The organism is Peribacillus sp. Bi134 (genome assembly GCF_918698065.1).
Classification (GTDB): Bacteria; Bacillota; Bacilli; order Bacillales; family DSM-1321; genus Peribacillus.
Genome location: NZ_CAKKLN010000010.1, coordinates 14,470 through 34,932, shown reverse-complemented (window position 1 = coordinate 34,932; position 20,463 = coordinate 14,470). Strand labels below are relative to the sequence as shown.

Genomic DNA, 20,463 nt, shown 5'->3' with positions numbered 1-20,463 from the left:
GCCTCCTTAGATATTTGCAACGTATGGTGATCTGCTACAATCTGGCTGCAAGCAAAACAACCCATATTCGTCAGAAGTCCTGTTCCGAAAAGATTACTCTATCCATCCTTTCAACAAGTTCTTAAGTGGTTCGTTGTTGAACATAAGTACACGATATTTTCCCTTTCGTTTAGATTTTACGAGCCCTGCATCTTCCAAAGCAGAAAGATGTTTAGCTATCGCCTGTCTCGAAATGGAAAGGTCATGCTTCATAATGAGACGTACCGTAAGTTCATACAACGTCAACTCATTGCGTTCGGATAGTTCGTCTAATATAAGTCGACGAGTCGAATCGCCTAGTGCTTTGAATATAGCGTCTTTGTCCCAATTCATATATCGATTATAAGCAACTCTACGGTTGCTTGTCAATCATAGGCAACTGTATAGTTGCATGATAAAGGAACCGTATCATGCAATCTTATCAAGTTAAAGTGACATAATTGTAGTTTGAATCATTATAGAAATTCAAACTGTTTTTCAACAAAAAAGTAACACACTAGCATCTCATATGAAGTGTTACTCCATTGTAGTGTTTAAAATCGATTACAATCATTTAACATAGAAAAAAATCCCTGATCAAAAAGCAGGGATTTTTGGCATTTTAATGGCCTTAGAGAACACAAAAATGATTATTCGATAATAATTTCAATATAAAAACCTTTATACTGTAAGGTATTCAGCAATTACAATATTTCGATATACCCCTCTGTCCCATGCACTCGAATTCGTTGCCCATCTTTTATCAGTTCAGTCGCATGTTCCACCCCAACAACTGCTGGTAAGCCATATTCACGTGCGATAACTGCTCCATGGGTCATCAGTCCACCAACTTCGGTGACTAAGCCTTTTATGGAAACAAACAATGGTGTCCAGCTAGGGTCAGTAAAGGAAGTGACTAATATATCTCCATCCTCTAGATTAGCTTCTTCCATGTTTAAGATGACACGTGCTCTTCCCTCAATAACACCGGAAGAAACAGGCAGACCTACAATAGCTTCGGCTGGGAGATTTTCTCGTTTGTACTCACCTACAATGATTTCACCATCAGATGTGATTACACGTGGGGGAGTTAGTTTTTCATAAAATTTGTACTCGTCTTTTCGTTTGCTGATGATCTGGTAATCCAGTTTGTTTGTGCGTACTACTTCGCCAAGTTCTTCAAAAGTGAGATAGTATATATCTTCTTTTTCATGAATGACGCCTATTTGTACGAGTTGGTCGGCTTCTTTCAGTAAAGCCTGCTTATAAACGAAATAGCGACTAACCATGCCGTATTTGGGATATTCACGATAACCTATGAAATTCCGGATTAGGTCGATCATTCGTTTTGTTTCCTTGGCTTTTTGATCACCATCCGGTAATTGCTTCAATCGATCTAATAACTCTTGTTCTTTTTTCAAAGCTGCCTGTCGCCCTTGCTCAAATTTCCGTTTACTAGCATTAGGCTCAAAGTTTTTAATGTTACCCAGAATCAACGGGACAAGTGTAATTGGTTTTTCACTCCAACGAGTTCTAGTAATATCGATTTCCCCGGCACCTCGCATGCCGTATTTGCCGAGATAATCATAGATAGCTTCTTGCGTTTTTTGTCCACCTTCGAACTTAACCAGTTCACCCAAAAAGTTATCATCTTTTACATATTGTAAATAATTAATGACTTCCGGATAAGGACGAATCACATCTGCGACCTCCAGTAGCGCCAGACCCATTTCCGAGGTAATATTGTTTGGTACAGATTGAGAAAGCGTATCTGCTGCGTTTTTTTCTCCTAACCACTCATTCATATTTTCATTGATCCATGATGAAGCATCCATAGCAGCCATAAACACAGCTGAACTTTGTGGGTCAAATAAAATCTTCTTTAATATCTGGATATCTTCCAGAATAAAATCAAATAAATCCGACCCCGATTTCGTTTGGATGTTTTGTTTTAACTCTTCTATCGATGTTTGACTGTTCTTAATCAAATCAGAAACGATTGTCGGGTCGTTTTCGATTTGTGCCCTAGAATTCGCAGACGACACACTTTTATTGCTTTTACCGGAACTCTGTTCTTGCTTATCATTTGGTAAAGATTTTATGAAATCTCCTCGCTCTATTATGGTAATGAGTGCGTCTTTCATGAGCGGATCATGTTGTCCCATTGCATCTAATAACATTTTTCTGCTGTCAAGTGAAGCCAGCATATGTGTGACATCAACAAACAGCCTTCCGCCTGCTTTACGCATAGGTGCAGGAGTCGTTAACAGGAAAAAAGACAATCCCAATGGTTTCATGGGGTCGGTCATCATTTGTTGATGACCGACAGATACATAAACATGATTTACTTGATCATTCACTTCAGGGATCGGGTATAAAGTAGTGATTGGCCGACTCTGGACTATATAAAATGTATCATCAACCAAACACCATTCGATATCTTGTGGGCGACCAAAATAAGCTTCGATCTGTCTTCCGATGCGTGCCAGTTGTAAAATCTGTTGATCAGTAAGTGTTTGTGTCTTTTGCTGATCCGGATCGACCTGTTGTTTCACTGTTCCGCCTTCTTTTCGTCCATAGATAGCCAATTTCTTGGTTGCTATCATCTTATCGACGATTTCCTCTTCCTGTACTTTATAACAATCGGCAGAAACCAAGCCAGAAACCAGTGCTTCTCCAAGTCCAAAACTGGCATCGATTGATAGCAGCTTTCGGTTAGAAGTAATCGGATCAGCTGTAAATAAAATCCCTGAAGCCTGTGGGAAAACCATCCTTTGGACAATAACGGATAAATAAACTTGACTGTGGTCAAATCCATTTTGCATACGGTAGATTACCGCGCGATCCGTAAATAGGGAAGCCCAACATTTCCTGATATGCTGCAAGATGGCATCGACGCCGATAATATTTAAATAAGTGTCATGTTGACCAGCAAAAGAGGCATGTGGTAAATCTTCCGCAGTCGCACTAGAACGGACTGCATATGCATGTTCATCACCAAACTGGGAGAGAAAGTGAGTAACTGCTTTCACAACATCGGAAGGAATTTCTACATCCTTAATGATTTGTCGAATCTTCCTGCTGATTTCACCAATTTGTTCACGATCTTCTACTTTTAGAATTGTCAGTCGATCCAACAAAGCTTGGTACGTTTCGTTTTGTTCGATGGCTTTTTGATATCCCACGGTTGTAACACAAAATCCTTCTGGTACTTGTATTCCTTCAATTTTTGATAATTCCCCTAAATTTAATCCTTTTCCGCCAACGAGCAATAGCTGTGTTTTTTCCATCTCCTGAAAACCGAGAACCAATGAACCCATTCTATATCCCTCCCACAAATCTCAATAAAGGTCTATTGTATTTTAGCAGTAGCAATTAAGAATAAATAGTCTATATTTACCATTTCTTATATGCTATAATTAAATTAGGAAGAGTAAGAGTTCAACTATCATACAGTAACCAAATGCCCCGGTTTATCCCCTTGAAAGCAGTTCATATACCTCGAATGATTTACATTTCCTTAAAAAATACCAGAATCAAAATAAATTTGCCCTGGCAGAACTGTATCATCATGATTTAATTTAGTACTTTAAAAGAAATGACGGTAATTTCATACCATAATCATCATTATTTAATGTCTATTCTCGGATACTAAAACGCTTTGTTATTCCGAAAATTTCAATGCATTGTATACGTCATGCCCATGCAATTCTTTTTTATGTTTAGGAACCGATTTTTTTTAATCTCTGTAGCTGACCTCTGCTAATTTTATCTTTTCCCTCACATTCATCATACCCGCTTTTTATACACCCTTATTGCAAAAGGTATAAGCCACTATCAGAATCCCAATGCCCCACCCAAGAGCAATCCATATATCATTACCCACTGGCTGACTTGACAACAACGCACGAATGGATTCCACTATCGAGGTTACCGGTTGATTTTCGGCAAAGGCGCGAACTACCGACGGCATCGACTCGGTTGGTACAAACGCTGAGCTGATAAACGGCAGGAAGATTAACGAATAGGAAAGGGCGCTTGCACCGTCCACTGATTTTGCGGACAGTCCGGCAGTCGCCGCGATCCAAAGTCAGGGCCAGCGTAAACAGCGCAAGAATACCGGATACGGCGAGCCATGACAGCACCCCCGTCGATAATCGAAAGTCCATATTGGAGCAACGAGAATGATTACGACAACGGAAAAGGCATTGGATACCAGCGAGGTTAGCACATGCCCCCACAGCACGGTGGAACGCGAAATCGGCATGGAGTGAAACCTCCCGAATATGCTCCTTTGAGTATCTAAAAATAGGCGGTAAGCCGTATGAGAGATACCACTCGCAATCGGCAGGATAAAAAAAGCACCCAAATTAATGGATGCCCTCTGCTTTTATTCACTACTCTTGACGTCTTTTATTAAATCATCTTTAAATGACTTTGCATCTCTTTCAAACACTTTTTCAAAACTTTTTTCATACTCTTCGTAGGTTATCTGACCTTTTTCAATCAGTAATTCTACTATAGCTTTAACCCTTACTCTATTCGACACTAATTCGTTCGTCATATTGGACAATAAAATACCGATTTTCTCATAATCATCATTCATTTTTTGTCATCCCCTTCGTTTAACCAATACGACAAAAATGAGACGTTTTCCTGCAAATAATAAGCACCTTAATGTATAAGTGCTCTATTTTAATTAAATTCATAGCGATCATCATATGTTCTTTCTAATTTGCTCAAAACGCAGTATTCCTTTTTTAATGTTTGCAACTGATTCTCCAACTCTGAATTTATGCCGTTTCCCATTTTCTCTATAATTTCTTTTTGTGCTTTTTTATTGTCAAACAACTTTTTTAGCACTTTCGCATGTTCATCAAATATATCCACCTTTTCTCCCCCTTAATTTTTATACTATTTATATTCAATTAAAAGGCAAGGATTCCTAATTGTTTATTCGCTCTAAACTAGGCACATGATATTACAATCACTTTATATGTTGTAGATCATGTATTTCTGTATGCCTAGTTTACAAGGAAGATAAAAAACGCCTACCCGATGGATAGACGGTTATGATATATATTCAACAAAAGAGGGAATACGTAGCTTAACCGTACTATAATGAATAGTGGATACTATGTTCAAAATGACATAGACTATCCACTATTTTTTTACATACTATAATTGCTTTCCATTCTATTTATTCCTAGTATTAAATGTTTAATATATAAGAGATACATGAGTAAGGGATTATGTTTATGAGGAGGCGAAAGAATGAAAGTTCAAGAAGTTCTATTAGAGAATGGCATCAAAAGATATATGCTTGTAGACCATTATGGGGTTCCTGTTCTTTCTGTATTAAAGTACATAAAATATTTAGATACAACAGGAAAAAGCAATAATACACAAAAAACCTACTGTTACTCATTAATATCTTTGTGTTGTTCTGGAATAATAGACATCCCCTCATAGGTATCATCAGTTGCTTTTTGATATGCAAACCAACCTAAAAAAATTAAAAACACAAGGCTTCCAATTAATAGAAAATTCTTTTTGTTCATTTTATCCCCCTTAATAAGTACACCAAATTATTTCTTTAAGTACGATTGTTAGATTTTTATATATTTTTATATTCTATGTGATAGTGTAGCTTTGAAACAAAGTTTGATCAAAAATTAATACAAAAAAACCTTAATAAATGAATAAATAGATAGGGCATGTTTTGAAAAAAGATTAATCAAAACATGCCCTTTTATATTTAATAATTATTCTTTTATAAAAAGGATTGATTATATTTGTGTTCCTTAATCAACTAACGCACCCGTTAGTTTAAGTATATTTCTTCACAAGTTTATATTAGTTCGCAACTAAGATTTAAGAACATAATTGATAAATTCTGTTTTTGCTTTAGTGTACGCTTCACGATCATTGCTATATTTTTTTGCTAAAGTTCTTTTAAGAATAGCGTATTCATCAATAAACTGCTGATTAGTCCGTAATAAATCACGAAAAAGTAGCTGATTATCCCACCGTTCTTCTCCCTCAAGTAAAATATGTAAATGTACTACTCGTTTGTTGTTAATTACTTTTACAAAAAATCTTTGCCAAAGTCGATTGTCTATGTTAGGTGGTACATAATTCCAGTCGTGATTAGCTAACAACGAAGATATTTCTTTTATTTTTTGAAATGAATCAATTTTAGCAATTAAATCAATGATTGGTTTAGCTGGTAAATTAGGAATAGATGTACTTCCATAATGTTGAATTTCCGTTATGCCGAAAGTTGAAAGAAGATTAAGAAGAAGTGCTTTTTCCTGATTACCTTTTTCTACCCACTTGGGATTTGGTTCGACAATGTCTATTGTCTCATTAGCCCAAACGGGCCATGTGCTTTCATCATGAATATCTTTCATTTTACTCTCCCTCAAGATTTTAATTTTTTCAGTTACAGAAAAATCTTTGTACCTGCATTCTTTTACAAACCTGCCTCGATAAAAGAAAAAGGCCTAGCAGGAAAGAAAAGAATTAGCCATTTCCTGATAACATAACTAAGTCATACAAGTAATTAACAACTTTACCCATTCTCCAAGCTATTATTGCTGAACTAATTGCAATTACAGCTAAACTCACAACTTTTATTAACTCTAATTTGCCTTTATCCACCTATATCTCTCCTCAACCTGTACTATTTATGAGTATATATTCTTCAACGATAATAAATAATCCTTGTGCAACTAACCTGCCCCGTTAGTTCCATAAAGAAAAAGCTGCCTTAAAGACAGCTCCGATCTTCAGCTAACGCACCCGTTAGTTTAAGTAGGTTTCTTCACAAACTTTTTAGTATTTCAGTTAATACAGGAATGCTGCCCCGTTTCAAGATAAGAAAAGGCTATGTTAAAGTTCTTGGTTGATTTTGATTAATCATAATCGTTTATGGTATCAAACACCGCATTCTAAGGTGAAAAACTAAAGCATTATCCCCTTTTGTTCAAAAAGAAGGGATTTTTACTATCACTGAATTAAGATATTCCCTACATATTGGGCAGTACCTCTTGAACTTGTGAATACAACTTCTAAAACATCCCCCCCTTTGTTATTGGGGATTTGAAATTCCCTATTTTCATGCAATTCGAGTTCAATTCGTTGTTCATCTTTCAGTAGGGCAACTGTTATTTTTGGGTCTGTCCAAATATCTCCACCATTTCTTACGTTCTCTTGAAAATCTAAGGAAACTTTTTCGTTAGCAGTAACCTTCATTTTTTCTTGTGATAATCCGAATTCTTGAATATCATCTATTTTTTGATCTACATCTCCACTTGATGAACTCCAACTGACATTTCCTTCTGCTAATTGCACAGATGTAGCAAGGTCTTCTGAATATAAATGAGCAGTTGGAACACCAACATCATAATCTTCTCCTATACATCCTGTTAATATAAAAATTAAAAACATTCCTATAAATAATCTAAAAAAGCCTTTCATTTCATACCCCCTATTTTTCACCCTTTCTAATTTCAATCCAATTATACATCAATAATCCATATTATCCCATTTTCGCTGTTTGTCATTTTTTTACTTAATCAACTAAACTGCCCCGATAGTTCCATAAGAAAAAGCTGCCTTAAAGACAGCTCCGTTCTTCAGCTAAAGCACCCGTTACTTTTAATAAGGGTAAAAGTATTACTAATAATTTTTCTTCCATGAAATAAGATAAGTAACAACTTGTGTTAACGGCAATAACAAAAATATAACAATAGGATAGTATGGATATGTTTCAGAGATAAACGGATAAAAAAGCAGTAAACTTGTTATTATCGGAAATGCATGTATCATGCTAATATATGATGCTCTACAAGCTTGACTAGTAATTTGCTTTTCTCGTTCATCACTTTCCTTAAACTCATCAGGTAGTAGCAATGCTTTTGCCCAATATTTCTTTTTCTTCTTACTTTTAGTAATAAATGATACTATTACTCCTAAACAAACAAAAGCTAATATTGGGGTTAAATTTAATTCAAACATAGTAGTTTGTTTAGAATCCTTAAAAAATTCCGAGATATCAATTGATGCATAATAAAATGCTATCATCCCCCATCCAAACAATATCAACAAAATAACGGAAATAAACACATTACGAAAAACGCTCATTTTTCATCCTCCTCTAAAAAGAAAATCTCTTCAATTGGCAAAGTAAATGTATGTGCAATATTCATAGCTAGTAAAAGTGAGGGTATATAGCTTCCCTTTTCTAAAGACACAATCGTTTGTCTTGTGACATTTACAGACTCTGCAAGAACACCTTGTGTCATATTATACTTAGCCCTTAATTCCTTTACTCGGTTCCTTAACACCATAAAATACCACCTTTTATAGTATATGCTACTTATATTGTATAGTTGACTTTACATTTTGTAAAGTTTGTTTTACATTACAAGCAAAAAAATATTGATTACTTTTTCCGTTTAAAAACTTAATCAATAATAAAGATATTCCAATTCCCGTTCTTATATAATTATAATTCTTCACTTTTCTTCTTGCAGTAACCTGCCCCGTTAGTGCCATAAGAAAAGGCTGCCTCAGCAACCTTCCTTATTGAAGTAAAGCACCCGTTAGTTGAGGATGCTAAACTCAATAATTTTCTTTTTTCCAACGTTTATATTCTACAAACTCTAAAAAACCATAAGCCGTTATCATTGATAAAATGGGGACAACATAATACTTCGGAGGTCCAAATATAAAGGTAACAACAATGAAACCTGCAATAAAAAGTGCAGTATTTAAAATATATGTTTTCTTTCGATATTTTAAATAAAGTTTTACCTTATCCATTACTTTTCCTTTCACGCCAAACATATTCACTAATATTTTTTGTTATCTTTCTTGAACTATTCTGTCCCGTTAGTTCCGTAAGAAAAAGGTTGCCGCAGCAACCTATTATGTTCGTCTGTTGGTTCAAGCCGTTTAACTGGAACATGGTGAATAGTATTTACCAATTAGGAGGAATATGCAGTCCACCGGCTACATAGCCAGTGGCTATTTCATTATGTAAAAAAATTAGTTTTTTCCAATGCCAAAGACTGTACCTTCATTAAAAATCAAATGACAGTTCAGGCATGAATTGATTCATATGTTTTTGGATTTCGTTATATTTGTCAGACTGATCACTCAAGGCTTTCATTGGAATGATCTCATATGGCCGGTTGACCCAGGTTGGCAGGAATTTGGGATTTTGAAGTTCGATTTTCACATCATCCCCGGTTTGGATTTTCCTTACGCCAATTTGCATAATACCGCCGATGTCTTTGTAGTCTCCCTGTTGGCCGGAGAGGAAATTCCCAAGCGAATAAGCAACAAATGCCCGTTCGCCGTTTGGTTTTGTAAGCCATGAAACAGGCTGCAAAACGTGTGGGTGGTGGCCAATAATAATATCAGCACCTGCATTAGCTGTCGTTTGAGCAAGCAGCTTTTGTTCATCATTAGGCAACCGTTCATACTCTTTGCCGAAATGCAGACTGACCACAACGACATCTGAAACTTTCTCTGCTTCTTTAACTTCCGTCTGGATTCTCGTGGAATCAATTAAATTCACAAGATGCGGCTTCCCCGCAGGAACAGGAATCCCGTTCGTTCCATACGTATAGCTGAGAAACGAAAAGGTAATATCGTTTCTTTTTAATATCCGAATGATCTTCTGGTCTTCAGACGATTGATAAGCTCCTGTATAAGGCATCCCAATACTGTTCCAGTGGTTAAGCGCATTCAAAATGGCCTTTTCTCCTCGGTCAAGTGTATGGTTATTGGCGATTGTCACGAGATCAACCCCGTTTGCCTTTAGAGCATCTCCCACCTCTACTGGTGAATTAAAAGAAGGATATGAGGAAAGCCCTATTTCTTTCCCGCCAATCATCGTTTCCTGATTAACCACCGTAATATCCGTTTTTCCCAGATAGGGCTTCACAAATCGGAACATCGGATTAAAGTCATACGAGCCGTTTGACTTGCGGGCGGGTATATACACCCTATCGTGAATTAAAATATCTCCCACAGCGCCTATGGTTGCTGAAGTTACTTTTTGTTTCGGAACAGGTGTATGAGCTTGAGATGAAGCGTTGTCGGGTTTAAGTTTCTTTTTATTTTCTGCCTTTGTTTCCGAGACTTTTGGTTCCTCTTGAAATTGACCTTTTACAAATGGTGCAAGAATCCATAACAAACACATAAATGTAGCTAGAAACACTAGTATTCTTTTCATGGCAAATGCTACCTCCTACTATTATAGTAGGGTGTTTTTAGGAAATAACAACAAAAATATCTATTTGATATTTAAAATGAACACATCATTCGTTTGAAACAGAGTACGAAATAAAAAAAGTTAGACATATCATGTGTTGCTATATCAGATGTGCTTGCTATCTCAGATATGCCTCCTGTATCTGAAAGCACATGTCGAACAGCTTTTCAAGAAATCGAAATACCTTGTAAGTTTTGAGTACACTCATAGTAGACTATTAAAAAGTGTTACTTTTGGAGATAATTTGCACTTTTTTGAGTGCTATTTTGCATGTAAAAGAATCAACTGTAGGGATTGGGATTGATCAATAGGTCCTCCTGAACCCCCATATTAGCGTAAATAAAAAGAATCCATTTTGAAAAAGATGATCAAAATGGATTCTTTTCTAGTGATTTAGTATACAGTTTTTATAATATAGTATGATTATTTTTAGTGATCCTTATAGAACTAACGCACCCGTTAGTCTAAGTAGATTTCTTCACAAACTTTTTAGTATTTCAGTTAATACAGGACAGGAATGCTGCCCCGTTAGTTTACCCATTTATGAATTTCCCTAATGAATAAACCAATAAAATTAATAATTGATAAAGAGTAAAGGGGATTAGTGTAAGGAATGGGATGTACTTCATCTTATGTTGTTCTTTCCTTATCACAGCGATAATCGTACATATAATAGAAACACCATACAGGCTCAAACTACTAATTAGTAATATATCACTAAACTTAATTATTTCAATTGCAGCAAATAAAAGTAATGGAGCCATAACTCCAACTATGGCTGACGTAAAACTAAACATATTTTTCTTCATTTCAATTTCCATCCTCAATTCATTTGATAATGGTGGTGGCAGCCACACATCTTGAACTATAGCACAAGTTAGCTTAATAAAATTTTCTCTGTTAATCACTCTTTTTTTCAATAATAGATTTATTTAATCCTACTTGTCTTATTCAACTAACCTGCCCCGTTAGTTCCATAAGAAAAAGCTGCCTTAAAGACAGCTCCGATCTTAAGCTAGTCAAACAAGTACAATAAATGTTAGAGACTAATAAAACCACTCCATACGAGAGAATAAACTATAAGTGTGAATGAAATTGTTACCCAAAAAGTATGGATTGCAGTATCCTCTTTATCTCGTTTAATTTTCTTTGCTAATCCTACACTTGCCACAATAAATACTATACATAATATAGGTGTTAAATATATTGCTATGAATAACATTAAAAGTTCCACAATATCCTCCATTTTCATATCTACATTATCTAATTTACATAAGCCCCTACTTCAATAGGATTTCTCATTTAGGCTTTTATTTTTAATCACAACTAACCTGCCCGATAGTTCCATAAAACAAAGATATGCCAAAGCAACTCCCTTATTGCACCTGTTAGGTTAAGGACTACGCTTTTTTATTTTTAATCTCTTCCAACAGAGAAATAATCCTATCATTCTGTTTAATTATTGTTTGATTTTGATTTCTCATTTTTGTGAAGTCAAATAAAAATATTAATAAGATTGCTATTATAAGGAAAGCCATAATTCACCTCTAACCTTTACTTTTCTCTAAATTATACCAGTTCTTATGCAACTAACCTGCCCGATAGTGCCATAAGAAAAAGCTGCCTTAAAGACAGCTCTGATCCAAGGTTGCTGAGGCAACCTTATTTATTTACCCATTAACTTAAGAAGATGTTAAGGTAATAAATTCTTCGGCATCTTTAACGCATAATTCAATTCCTTTTTCCCAAAAGGCTTCTGATGTAATATCTTCCCCTAAATGCTTCATTACTAAATCTTCTGTTGACATACTTCCTGAATCACGAAGCAAGTCTAAATAATCTTTTTCAAATTCTTTTCCTTTTTCCTTTGCCTTTGCATAAATACTTAAAGAAAATAAGTACCCGAATGTATATGGGAAGTTGTAAAATGGAGATTTGGTCATATAATAATGTGATGTCCAAACCCACGAATGGATAGAAGCATTATCAAGAGAACCTTCATACCCTTCATCTATTGCTTCTTGCATTAGTTCATTTAAACGTGATGTTGAAACAATACCCTCTTTACGTTCCTCGTAAAATTTCTTTTCAAACAAGAACCTAGAATGTATATTCATGAAATTCATCACACTACGTTTTAATTTTTCATCAAGTAAAAACAATTTTTCTTTAGTGGATTCAGCTTTTTCCATTGCAGCATCTAAGATGATCATTTCGAAAAATGTTGACGCAGTTTCTGCAATACTCAATGGATATTGTTTATTCAATCCATTAACCGGTTTCATCGCATGGTTATGAAATGCATGACCTAATTCATGTGCTAAAGTTAAAACATTGGTAATTGTACCACCATATGTCATAAAAACTCTTGATTCTCCTGAAAGTGGGAACCCCGCACAAAACGCAACAGTCGATTTATTTGGACGATCTTCAGCCTCTATCCAACCTTTATCAAATGCCTGCCGAGAAAAACTTTCTAATTCCGTTCCAAATTGACTAAAATGCTCCAAAATAAATTCCACAGCATCTTCATATTTTATCTTTTGATTACCTTTTGTAACAGGAGCCCAAAAGTTATACGAATGCATTTTTTCATCGCCATTCATTTTTGCTTTTTGATTTAGGTAATTTGTAAAAGGTTTTTTGTATTTACTTATGGCTGTCCACATTGCATTTAGTGTTTCCTCTTTGATGCGATTTTCAATCAAAGGAAATTTTAGTATATTTTCTAATCCTCGTTTTTTGTACACTTGTAATCGGAAACCTGCGATATGATTCAGTATTTTGGCAAATAGTTCTTCTTGCTCGTTCCATTTATCTTCCAAAGCCCTATGAGACTCTTTGCGAACCTCTTCATCAGGGTGTGAACGTAAATTTATCGCTTGACCAACAGATAATTCATTTTTTTCTCCGTCGATTTGAACATTAACTCTAATACTACTAACAAGTGAATTATAAAACTGCCCCCAAGCATGATAACCATCTACCATCAGATCTGAAACTAAACTTTCTTCTTCATCTGAAAGATGCATCTCAGCCTTTTTACGCCATTCATTAAGTATGAACTTATAGTTATTTAAATCCTCAGTATCTAGTATCCCTTCCCACAAACGTTGATTTGTGTTTACAAGTACTTTTTGTACTTTTTTAAAAGCAGACTCAAAACGAGCATTTATAGAAGATGTTTTTCCTCTTAGTGTTGTAGCATTTTGATCCTTTGGGTTTTGTGCAAGAAGACAGGTTATAAAAGAATTGGCTTGTGATAGGTTCATTCGAATGTCTATTATGAATTCAACAATTTCTACAACTTTTAATGATTCATTTAATTCTTTTGGAGTATGAAAAAACTTCAATTTTTCTTCAAATTTAGAAACTTTGATTTCCAAGTGTTTTAAATGTTCACGAAATTGAGATGATTGATTTCCATCCTGAAACACTTCATCCAAGCTCCATACTTGCAGATACTTTCTTTCCTTCACTTGTTTCCCCCCTAAAAATTTAAAGACTATAACCCTTTACCGAACGTATATTCTCATCATATCATAATCTGTAATATTATGGGTGTTAATGAACCAACCTGCCCCGATAGTTGCATAAGAAAAAGCTGCCTTAAAGACAGCTCTGATCTTAAGCTAACGCACCTGTTAGTGGAATAAGAAAAATAAGTTTAATGCCAATAAATGTTGTCGTTATTTTTGCAAACAAGATAAATTCCTTTTTTATCCTTTTCCGACAAAGAAATGGCCAACTGTTTTATTTTTAAATAATCCGTTTTATCAACTAAACTTAAATCTGGGGAGTTTCGATAACCACGTTGACCAAGATATTCCGATGTGGTAATGATTGTATAATGGTCTCCTTCGGCTTGTTCTGGGATTTCCTCAAAGCTTTTTATAATCTGTCCATTCTTAATGAATACCATTTTCTCATACAAAGATATAGCTTTATAGCCCATTGGAATTTTCCTATGTACCTCTTTATCCCTAACAAGTTCAGAGTCCGTAAGATATTGTGAATATGAATAAGAGAAGCCATTTGCACTAATAAAATATTTATCATTACATTCAATGTTTAATGGATTATTACCGTTTTCCTTAGGATAATCATAAACAACTGCTGGTAAAGTGTCGCTATAAATAACTTTTGGAGCTCCTACCCATTCACCGACATTCTCATAAACTATAGATGAAAGTTTTTTTATTTGATCTAAAGTCATAGAATTTTCCTTTCTTATTAATGAAATGGACAATTCATTAATCCAATGATTTATACTGGTTAAGATTTTATTATATGCTTCTTTACAATCATATCCTTTTTCTCTATATTCATAATATTTATCCTTTAAATTGGCTTTTACAATATCTAAATCCATATATTTTTCCTCCCAATAGCATAAAAGGGTTGCCGCCGTAACCACTTCTTCAACTCTTGCACCCTTTACTTTAAGTACAATTCTTCACAAACAACCGGGTTTTTCTTTGTTTTAAGGTCCAAATAACAATCGCGGAAGCATAGTCCATAAGGAGAACAACAACAATAAGATGGTTAGTCCTGCCCAGTAAAAGGAGCTGACACCCTTTCTTTCCATAATATATGAAACTACAAATAAACCTATCATAATAACAGGGAATAAAGGATCTCCCCCATTCGCGATATGATAAACCTGTACTCCAATGATTATAAGTCCTGCTAAGATATTAAGGATATGTGATTTTTTCAAAATCCTCACCCTTTCTAATTTCAATCAAATTATACATTAATACTCCATATTACCCCATCTTCACTGTTTATCATTTTTTTATTCTTCTTCAACTAAATGCACCGATAGTTAATAGTTCCATAAGAAAAAGGCTGCCGCAGCAACCTCCCTTAATGAAGTAAAGCACCCTTTAATTAGACAACAATTAAACTTATCGATTTATATTCTTTGTCATACCAATGGTAAACTTCTCAAATCCAAAAGTTTCATAATATGATTCCAAACTTTCTACACACATAAGTTGAGGAATTACTCGATTTTGCTCACAATGTTCAATTATTCGTTTCAACATTTCTTTGCCGACTCCTTTGGACTGGTAGCTCGGTAGTACACACACTCCACATACCACTCCAGTAATCACACCATCTGAAATAACACGTCCCATACCCACTAACTGTTGTTCATCAAAAGCATAAATTGCATACCAACTTTGAGTGCACATTTGTTTCAAATCATTAACTGTTAATTTAAGTGAATTCCATCCTAAAGATTCATATAAGGTTAGTAATTGCTTGAAATTTTCAGGGGGTTCTATTGTATAATGTATAGGTTTTTCCATATGAGCACCTCCCTGGATTTTTGTATCTTTACAGCTTATTCTCAACACATAATTTGTATGATTTTCACATATTTTCTTCCGCAAACCTGCCCCTTTAGCTCCATAAGAAAAAGAACTGCTAAGACAACTCTCTAATGGAAGTAAAGCACCCGTTAGCCATCCATGAAGCGTAAAAATCAGCGCTTCACCACAGAGAATGAAAATGGTCCAGAACGGTCAATACTGATTCTACGGCTGGGAGAGGAAGGTCGATGAACTATGGTGCGTTAGAGCCCATCCGTTAGTCTGACTCCAACGACCAAGGTGCACCACTGACTGTCGCTCCCTTACGGGAAGCACACATGGTAGATTAATCCTATTCTGTTTTTTGCACCAGCCTCCAATTATATTGAGAACCGTAGAAAGGATGTTTTCAATGGAAGTAGTCATTGAAAGAGCGTGTGGTATGGATGTTCATAAGGACAATATTACTGCATGTATTATGACACCAGAAGGAAAGGAGATTCAAACGTTTTCAATGAAACCTTTTTAGGGAAAATCTAGTATATAGATTAGGGAAATGTTTTTTGAATAGGAGGATCAGGTAATGAACTAATAGTTTGATTCTAAAGGTCTTATTAAACTAAACTGCCCCTTTAGTGCCATAAGAAAAGAGCTACCTTAAAGACAGCTCTGAACTTCAGCTAACGCACCCGTTAGTTCATTAAGAATATCCTAAATAAATCCGTATAGACCCAAAACAACACACATTAATCCTCCGAAAATAAATAAAGCTTTAAGAAACCAATAATTAAATGTTAAAGGTAAGGGCGTTATATATTTGATGTGTTCAAAAAATTTTCTATTATCAAACCGATAACGAGTCATATAAATCAAACCAGTCCAGGTTGCGATAATACCAAATATAGTTACAAATATAGACCCAAAAAAGTCTTTGTCCACTCTATTAATCCCACCTAAATTAATTAATTTCCTCTCTTTTAAACCATTCCAAAATGAAGAATCACCTGTTAGATTAATAAGTTACAACAAATTACTGTATAAATACCATAAGAGCCACAACTAAAAATGGAGAAAAAACAAGTAAAAATACTATTACTCCTGTCTTCCAAATATTTTTTATTTGAAGTAATTCCTTCTTAGCCTTTTCCTTATTTTTAAGCGACCATATAATAATTCCGACCCAATAAATTGCTGAAAATATATAGCTTGAAGTATCCATAAAATCACCTCTTATAAAAAATTCCGTAAACACTGTTTAACAATCATTCTTTCACAAATCTGCCCCAATAGTTGCTAAGAAAAAGCTGCCTTAAGACAGCTCTGATCTTCAGCTAAAACGCACCCGTTATTTCTATAAAATATTGTATTTAATTAGATTTTTACTACTTTATCTTCATCCCATATACGTTCCAAGATCACTTCATTATTAATACAGTTTATTTGAAAAACGTCAGGATTACTAAGGTTTTTCCAACACTCGAAATCAAAGTCACAATTATAATTCTTTAAAAGTAAGGATATTATATTTCCATGACTGACGATTACTGTGTTTTCAGTCCCACTTTTGAAGACTTCTTCTACAACATTTACGATTCGATTCATTGCTTCTTGACTTGACTCTCCTCCTTCAAATTTTAATTCCATATCATTAAATGTTGCTTTTAGTTTTTCATACCAATCAGGTAAGTCCGTTGTGCTTAGTGTCCGTTCTGAGAGGCGTTCATCAATCTCTATTTTAATATTTGTTTTCTCACTTAATGGTATTTATATTGGAGGAGAGAATTATGGCCAGTTTCAGAAAACGTGGAGATAACTGGGAATATCGAATAAAATACAAAGACCCCTTCACTCAATCCAAAAAGGAGAAAATGAAGGGTGGATTTAAAACCAAGAAAGAAGCCGAAGCCCAATTGGCTGCAAGAGAAATGGAGATACATTTAGATGAAGGGCTAGAACAGAAACCTATCCTACCAAAAACCTTTCTAAACGGCTTCATGAATATAAGAAAGGGTCAGTTCGTAAAAACACCTTTGAACTTCATGAGTTAAATATCCGTAACCATATCCTTCCGCATTTTAAGAATATATTATTAAGCGATATTAAGCCTGTTATGTATCAAAAGTTTCTAAATAACATACATGTAGCGGGTTATAGTCGTAGAACGGTAGAGATTATTCACAGTACGATGTCAAACGCTATGAGTAAAGCCGTTACAATAGGAAAAATACAGAAAACCCTTGTATAGGAGTGACTATCAAAGGGAAACCAAAAGAAAAAGGAATTAAATATTTGGAAAGCCATCAGATCCCCCTCTTCCTACTTACCGCACATCAATATGGCTACAATCATTGGATATTTTTCCGTCTACTTATCGAAACAGGAATGCGAAAAGGCGAAGCTGCTGCATTGCAATGGACCGATATTGATTTTAAAGAACAGACCATTTCTATTACAAAAACTCTAGATTTTACAGCTAAATACAAACAAGAACTGTTCGGTGATCCAAAAACATTTAACTCCAAGCGGGTTATTTCCATTAGCCAGACACTCACTCAAGTACTTCAACATCACCTACGGCATCAAAACCATCATAAACTAGCCTTGAATGATTTATATCACCATGATCTAAATCTAGTTCTTTGCAGGGATGATGGCAGCTTCATGCCAAATTCTACCTTATTTAACGCATTCAGTCGTATCTTAAAAAGGGCTGAGTTGCCTTCTCTTCCCATCCATTCCCTCCGTCATACACATGCAGTGCTCCAGCTAGAAGCTGGAGCAGATATGAAATATGTTCAGAAAAGATTAGGTCATGGCAGCGTTGCGATAACTTCTGATGTATACGCACATATAAGCAAAAAACTCGAAAAGAAAAACTTAGACAAGTTTGAGGAATACACCAAGGGACTAATCGATTAAATTTTTTTGCTGAATTTGGTGGGCAAATGGTGGGCAAATATCCACATTTAAATAACTTAGATTTGCCCACCAAATAAAAAAAACCCTGACACCAAAGGTGTCAGGGGTTTGAGATATTAATACATTGACATATATTGTTCGCGTTCCCATGGGTGAACTTGTGTTCTAAACATATCCCACTCGATTTCTTTTGCTTCGACGAAGTGTTCAAGTAAATGTTCACCTAATGCTTCTTTGATGACTTCATCAGATTTTAATGTTTCCAATGCAGCATATAAAGTAGCTGGTAGATCAACGATACCTACTTCTTCACGTTCTTCTTTATTCATAACATAGATGTTGCGGTCAACTGGAGCTGGTGGAGTCAAGTCGTTCTTGATACCGTCAAGACCAGCTTTTAGTAGAACTGCAAGTGCCAAATATGGGTTTGCTGCTGGATCGACACTACGTACCTCTACGCGAGTACTCACTCCGCGTGATGCTGGGATACGGATTAATGGGCTACGGTTTTTAGCGGACCATGCAACATAACAAGGAGCTTCGTAACCAGGAACTAGACGTTTGTATGAGTTAACAGTTGGGTTTGTTACCGCAGTGAAGCTTGGAGCATGCTTAATGATACCTGCGATAAATTGCTCAGCTGTTTTGCTTAATTCCAATTTACCTTCTTTATCATAAAATGCGTTTTCGTTGCCTTTGAATAAAGAAACGTTACAGTGCATACCAGATCCGTTAACACCGAACAATGGTTTTGGCATGAATGTCGCGTGTAAACCATGTTTGCGGGCAATCGTCTTAACAACCAATTTAAATGTTTGGATGTTATCACAAGCTGAGATTGCATCTGCATATTTAAAGTCAATTTCATGTTGTCCTGGAGCTACTTCATGGTGGGATGCTTCGATTTCAAATCCCATTTCTTCAAGCTCAAGAACGATATCACGACGGCAGTTTTCTCCTAGGTCAGTAGGTGCAAGGTCAAAGTATCCGCCTTTATCGTTCAATTCCAGCGTCGGCTCGCCTGCTGCATCCAGTTTGAATAGGAAGAATTCAGGTTCAGGTCCAAGATTGAAATCTGTGAAGCCCATTTCTCTTGCTTCTGCAAGAACACGTTTTAGGTTAGCACGTGGATCTCCATCAAAAGGTGTTCCATCCGTATTGTAAATATCACAGATCAAACGTGCCACTTTACCTTTTTCGGAAGTCCAAGGGAAGATAACCCATGTGTTTAAATCAGGATATAGGTACATATCAGACTCTTCGATACGAACGAAGCCTTCAATGGAAGATCCGTCAAACATCATTTTATTATCAAGTGCTTTTTCTAATTGACTGACTGGGATTTCAACGTTTTTAATTGTCCCTAAAATGTCAGTAAACTGTAAACGGATGTACTTAACATTTTCTTCTTTCGCTAAACGAGTGATGTCTTCACGTGTGAACTTTGCCAATTTCTATTCCCCCTAATAATTCATAAATCATATTTTTATTGGAAAAAACGGGACATATCCCCTTGTCTAAGAGATGTTCGATGCTTGCTTCCTTGTAAAAGCTCGGAACGCAGAAGCTTGCGAAGCTCCTCGTCACTAAGGTCATGCCTTATTTTTTCCGCTTGTTCTAATTCTTGAGTTTTAGGTAAATTCTGTTCCTTTACAGTGAAAATCTTTTTAATGCCGGCCAGATTGACTCCTTGTTCGATTAAATCTTTAATCTCAAGCAGCCGATCTATATCATTTAATGAAAAAACCCGACGATTTCCATCTGTTCTCATAGGAGTAATAAGTTGATGCTCTTCGTAATACCGAATTTGGCGTGCAGACAACTCAGTTAACTGCATGACGATTCCGATGGAAAAAAGAGGCATCGAACGCCGAATGTTGTTGCCGCTCATTCTTAGCATCCTCCTTTTGTTTATCT

At 35.5% G+C, this 20,463-nt stretch carries 20 protein-coding genes and 3 pseudogenes; 2 read left to right on the top strand and 21 right to left on the bottom strand.

The window, feature by feature from the left end:
• Nucleotides 1-93: 93 nt before the first annotated feature.
• The 5 genes and pseudogenes from LQ188_RS22030 to LQ188_RS22010 form a co-directional block, all read right to left on the bottom strand.
• A complete protein-coding gene (locus tag LQ188_RS22030; RefSeq protein WP_101221498.1) occupies nucleotides 94-372 on the bottom strand; it encodes a metalloregulator ArsR/SmtB family transcription factor in 279 nt (92 codons plus the stop codon).
• 350 nt (nucleotides 373-722) lie between these two features.
• Nucleotides 723-3,338, bottom strand: coding sequence for a phosphoenolpyruvate synthase (ppsA, locus tag LQ188_RS22025; protein WP_230178260.1), 2,616 nt, complete (start codon nucleotides 3,336-3,338; stop codon nucleotides 723-725).
• Between the two features lie 469 nt (nucleotides 3,339-3,807).
• Nucleotides 3,808-4,372 (bottom strand): annotated as a pseudogene (locus LQ188_RS22020) (ABC transporter permease); the annotation flags it as partial.
• Between the two features lie 36 nt (nucleotides 4,373-4,408).
• Nucleotides 4,409-4,624 carry a hypothetical protein gene (locus LQ188_RS22015; RefSeq protein WP_101221496.1) on the bottom strand — a complete coding sequence of 72 codons (216 nt, stop codon included), beginning with the start codon at nucleotides 4,622-4,624 and terminating at the stop codon, nucleotides 4,409-4,411.
• Between the two features lie 89 nt (nucleotides 4,625-4,713).
• On the bottom strand, nucleotides 4,714-4,908 hold the full coding sequence (locus LQ188_RS22010) for a hypothetical protein (RefSeq protein WP_101221495.1): 195 nt from the start codon (nucleotides 4,906-4,908) through the stop codon (nucleotides 4,714-4,716).
• A gap of 384 nt (nucleotides 4,909-5,292) precedes the next feature.
• Between LQ188_RS22010 and LQ188_RS22005 the strand changes: the two are divergent.
• A pseudogene (locus tag LQ188_RS22005) lies at nucleotides 5,293-5,448 on the top strand (transposase); the annotation flags it as partial.
• Here LQ188_RS22005 and LQ188_RS22000 read toward each other — a convergent pair.
• From LQ188_RS22000 to LQ188_RS21930, 14 genes are all read right to left on the bottom strand, one after another.
• Entirely contained in the window at nucleotides 5,439-5,579 is a 141-nt protein-coding gene (locus tag LQ188_RS22000; protein ID WP_157830939.1) for a hypothetical protein, read from the bottom strand. The pseudogene LQ188_RS22005 and the gene LQ188_RS22000 overlap by 10 nt on opposite strands.
• 306 nt (nucleotides 5,580-5,885) lie before the next feature.
• On the bottom strand, nucleotides 5,886-6,431 hold the full coding sequence (locus LQ188_RS21995) for a GrpB family protein (protein ID WP_101221494.1): 546 nt from the start codon (nucleotides 6,429-6,431) through the stop codon (nucleotides 5,886-5,888).
• 112 nt (nucleotides 6,432-6,543) lie between these two features.
• Nucleotides 6,544-6,681 (bottom strand): hypothetical protein, encoded by a 138-nt coding sequence (locus LQ188_RS21990; RefSeq protein WP_157830938.1) that lies wholly within the window; start codon nucleotides 6,679-6,681, stop codon nucleotides 6,544-6,546.
• Between the two features lie 348 nt (nucleotides 6,682-7,029).
• The gene (locus LQ188_RS21985) at nucleotides 7,030-7,500 is read right to left on the bottom strand and encodes a hypothetical protein (protein WP_061461637.1); all 471 of its coding nucleotides are present in this window, start codon (nucleotides 7,498-7,500) and stop codon (nucleotides 7,030-7,032) included.
• Between the two features lie 201 nt (nucleotides 7,501-7,701).
• Nucleotides 7,702-8,166: a hypothetical protein gene (locus LQ188_RS21980; protein WP_101226122.1), complete on the bottom strand. Its 465-nt coding sequence runs from the start codon at nucleotides 8,164-8,166 to the stop codon at nucleotides 7,702-7,704.
• A complete protein-coding gene (locus tag LQ188_RS21975; RefSeq protein ID WP_101226121.1) occupies nucleotides 8,163-8,372 on the bottom strand; it encodes a helix-turn-helix transcriptional regulator in 210 nt (69 codons plus the stop codon). Before LQ188_RS21975 ends, LQ188_RS21980 begins: the two co-directional genes overlap by 4 nt.
• A gap of 274 nt (nucleotides 8,373-8,646) precedes the next feature.
• On the bottom strand, nucleotides 8,647-8,847 hold the full coding sequence (locus tag LQ188_RS21970; protein WP_230178258.1) for a hypothetical protein: 201 nt from the start codon (nucleotides 8,845-8,847) through the stop codon (nucleotides 8,647-8,649).
• Nucleotides 8,848-9,106: 259 nt separating this feature from the next.
• On the bottom strand, nucleotides 9,107-10,267 hold the full coding sequence (locus tag LQ188_RS21965) for a CapA family protein (RefSeq protein ID WP_230178257.1): 1,161 nt from the start codon (nucleotides 10,265-10,267) through the stop codon (nucleotides 9,107-9,109).
• A 572-nt stretch (nucleotides 10,268-10,839) separates the two neighbouring features.
• Nucleotides 10,840-11,115 (bottom strand): hypothetical protein, encoded by a 276-nt coding sequence (locus LQ188_RS21960; RefSeq protein WP_053345726.1) that lies wholly within the window; start codon nucleotides 11,113-11,115, stop codon nucleotides 10,840-10,842.
• An 873-nt stretch (nucleotides 11,116-11,988) separates the two neighbouring features.
• Nucleotides 11,989-13,785, bottom strand: coding sequence for a M3 family oligoendopeptidase (locus tag LQ188_RS21955; RefSeq protein WP_230178255.1), 1,797 nt, complete (start codon nucleotides 13,783-13,785; stop codon nucleotides 11,989-11,991).
• A 188-nt stretch (nucleotides 13,786-13,973) separates the two neighbouring features.
• Complete coding sequence (locus tag LQ188_RS21950) at nucleotides 13,974-14,678, bottom strand: hypothetical protein (protein ID WP_230178253.1); 705 nt, start codon at nucleotides 14,676-14,678, stop codon at nucleotides 13,974-13,976.
• Between the two features lie 538 nt (nucleotides 14,679-15,216).
• On the bottom strand, nucleotides 15,217-15,624 hold the full coding sequence (locus tag LQ188_RS21945; RefSeq protein ID WP_230178251.1) for a GNAT family N-acetyltransferase: 408 nt from the start codon (nucleotides 15,622-15,624) through the stop codon (nucleotides 15,217-15,219).
• A 1,033-nt stretch (nucleotides 15,625-16,657) separates the two neighbouring features.
• The gene (locus tag LQ188_RS21935) at nucleotides 16,658-16,846 is read right to left on the bottom strand and encodes a hypothetical protein (RefSeq protein ID WP_230178248.1); all 189 of its coding nucleotides are present in this window, start codon (nucleotides 16,844-16,846) and stop codon (nucleotides 16,658-16,660) included.
• Between the two features lie 152 nt (nucleotides 16,847-16,998).
• Complete coding sequence (locus LQ188_RS21930) at nucleotides 16,999-17,355, bottom strand: histidine phosphatase family protein (protein WP_230178417.1); 357 nt, start codon at nucleotides 17,353-17,355, stop codon at nucleotides 16,999-17,001.
• Between the two features lie 56 nt (nucleotides 17,356-17,411).
• Here LQ188_RS21930 and LQ188_RS21925 point away from each other — a divergent pair.
• Nucleotides 17,412-18,546: pseudogene (locus LQ188_RS21925) on the top strand (site-specific integrase).
• 116 nt (nucleotides 18,547-18,662) lie between these two features.
• On the opposite strand, the gene glnA reads toward LQ188_RS21925, so the two are convergent.
• Together glnA and LQ188_RS21915 are read right to left on the bottom strand one after the other, a co-directional pair.
• Nucleotides 18,663-19,997 carry a type I glutamate--ammonia ligase gene (gene glnA, locus LQ188_RS21920; protein WP_034313424.1) on the bottom strand — a complete coding sequence of 445 codons (1,335 nt, stop codon included), beginning with the start codon at nucleotides 19,995-19,997 and terminating at the stop codon, nucleotides 18,663-18,665.
• 35 nt (nucleotides 19,998-20,032) lie between these two features.
• Nucleotides 20,033-20,437: a MerR family transcriptional regulator gene (locus LQ188_RS21915; protein WP_101226049.1), complete on the bottom strand. Its 405-nt coding sequence runs from the start codon at nucleotides 20,435-20,437 to the stop codon at nucleotides 20,033-20,035.
• Nucleotides 20,438-20,463 lie beyond the last annotated feature (26 nt).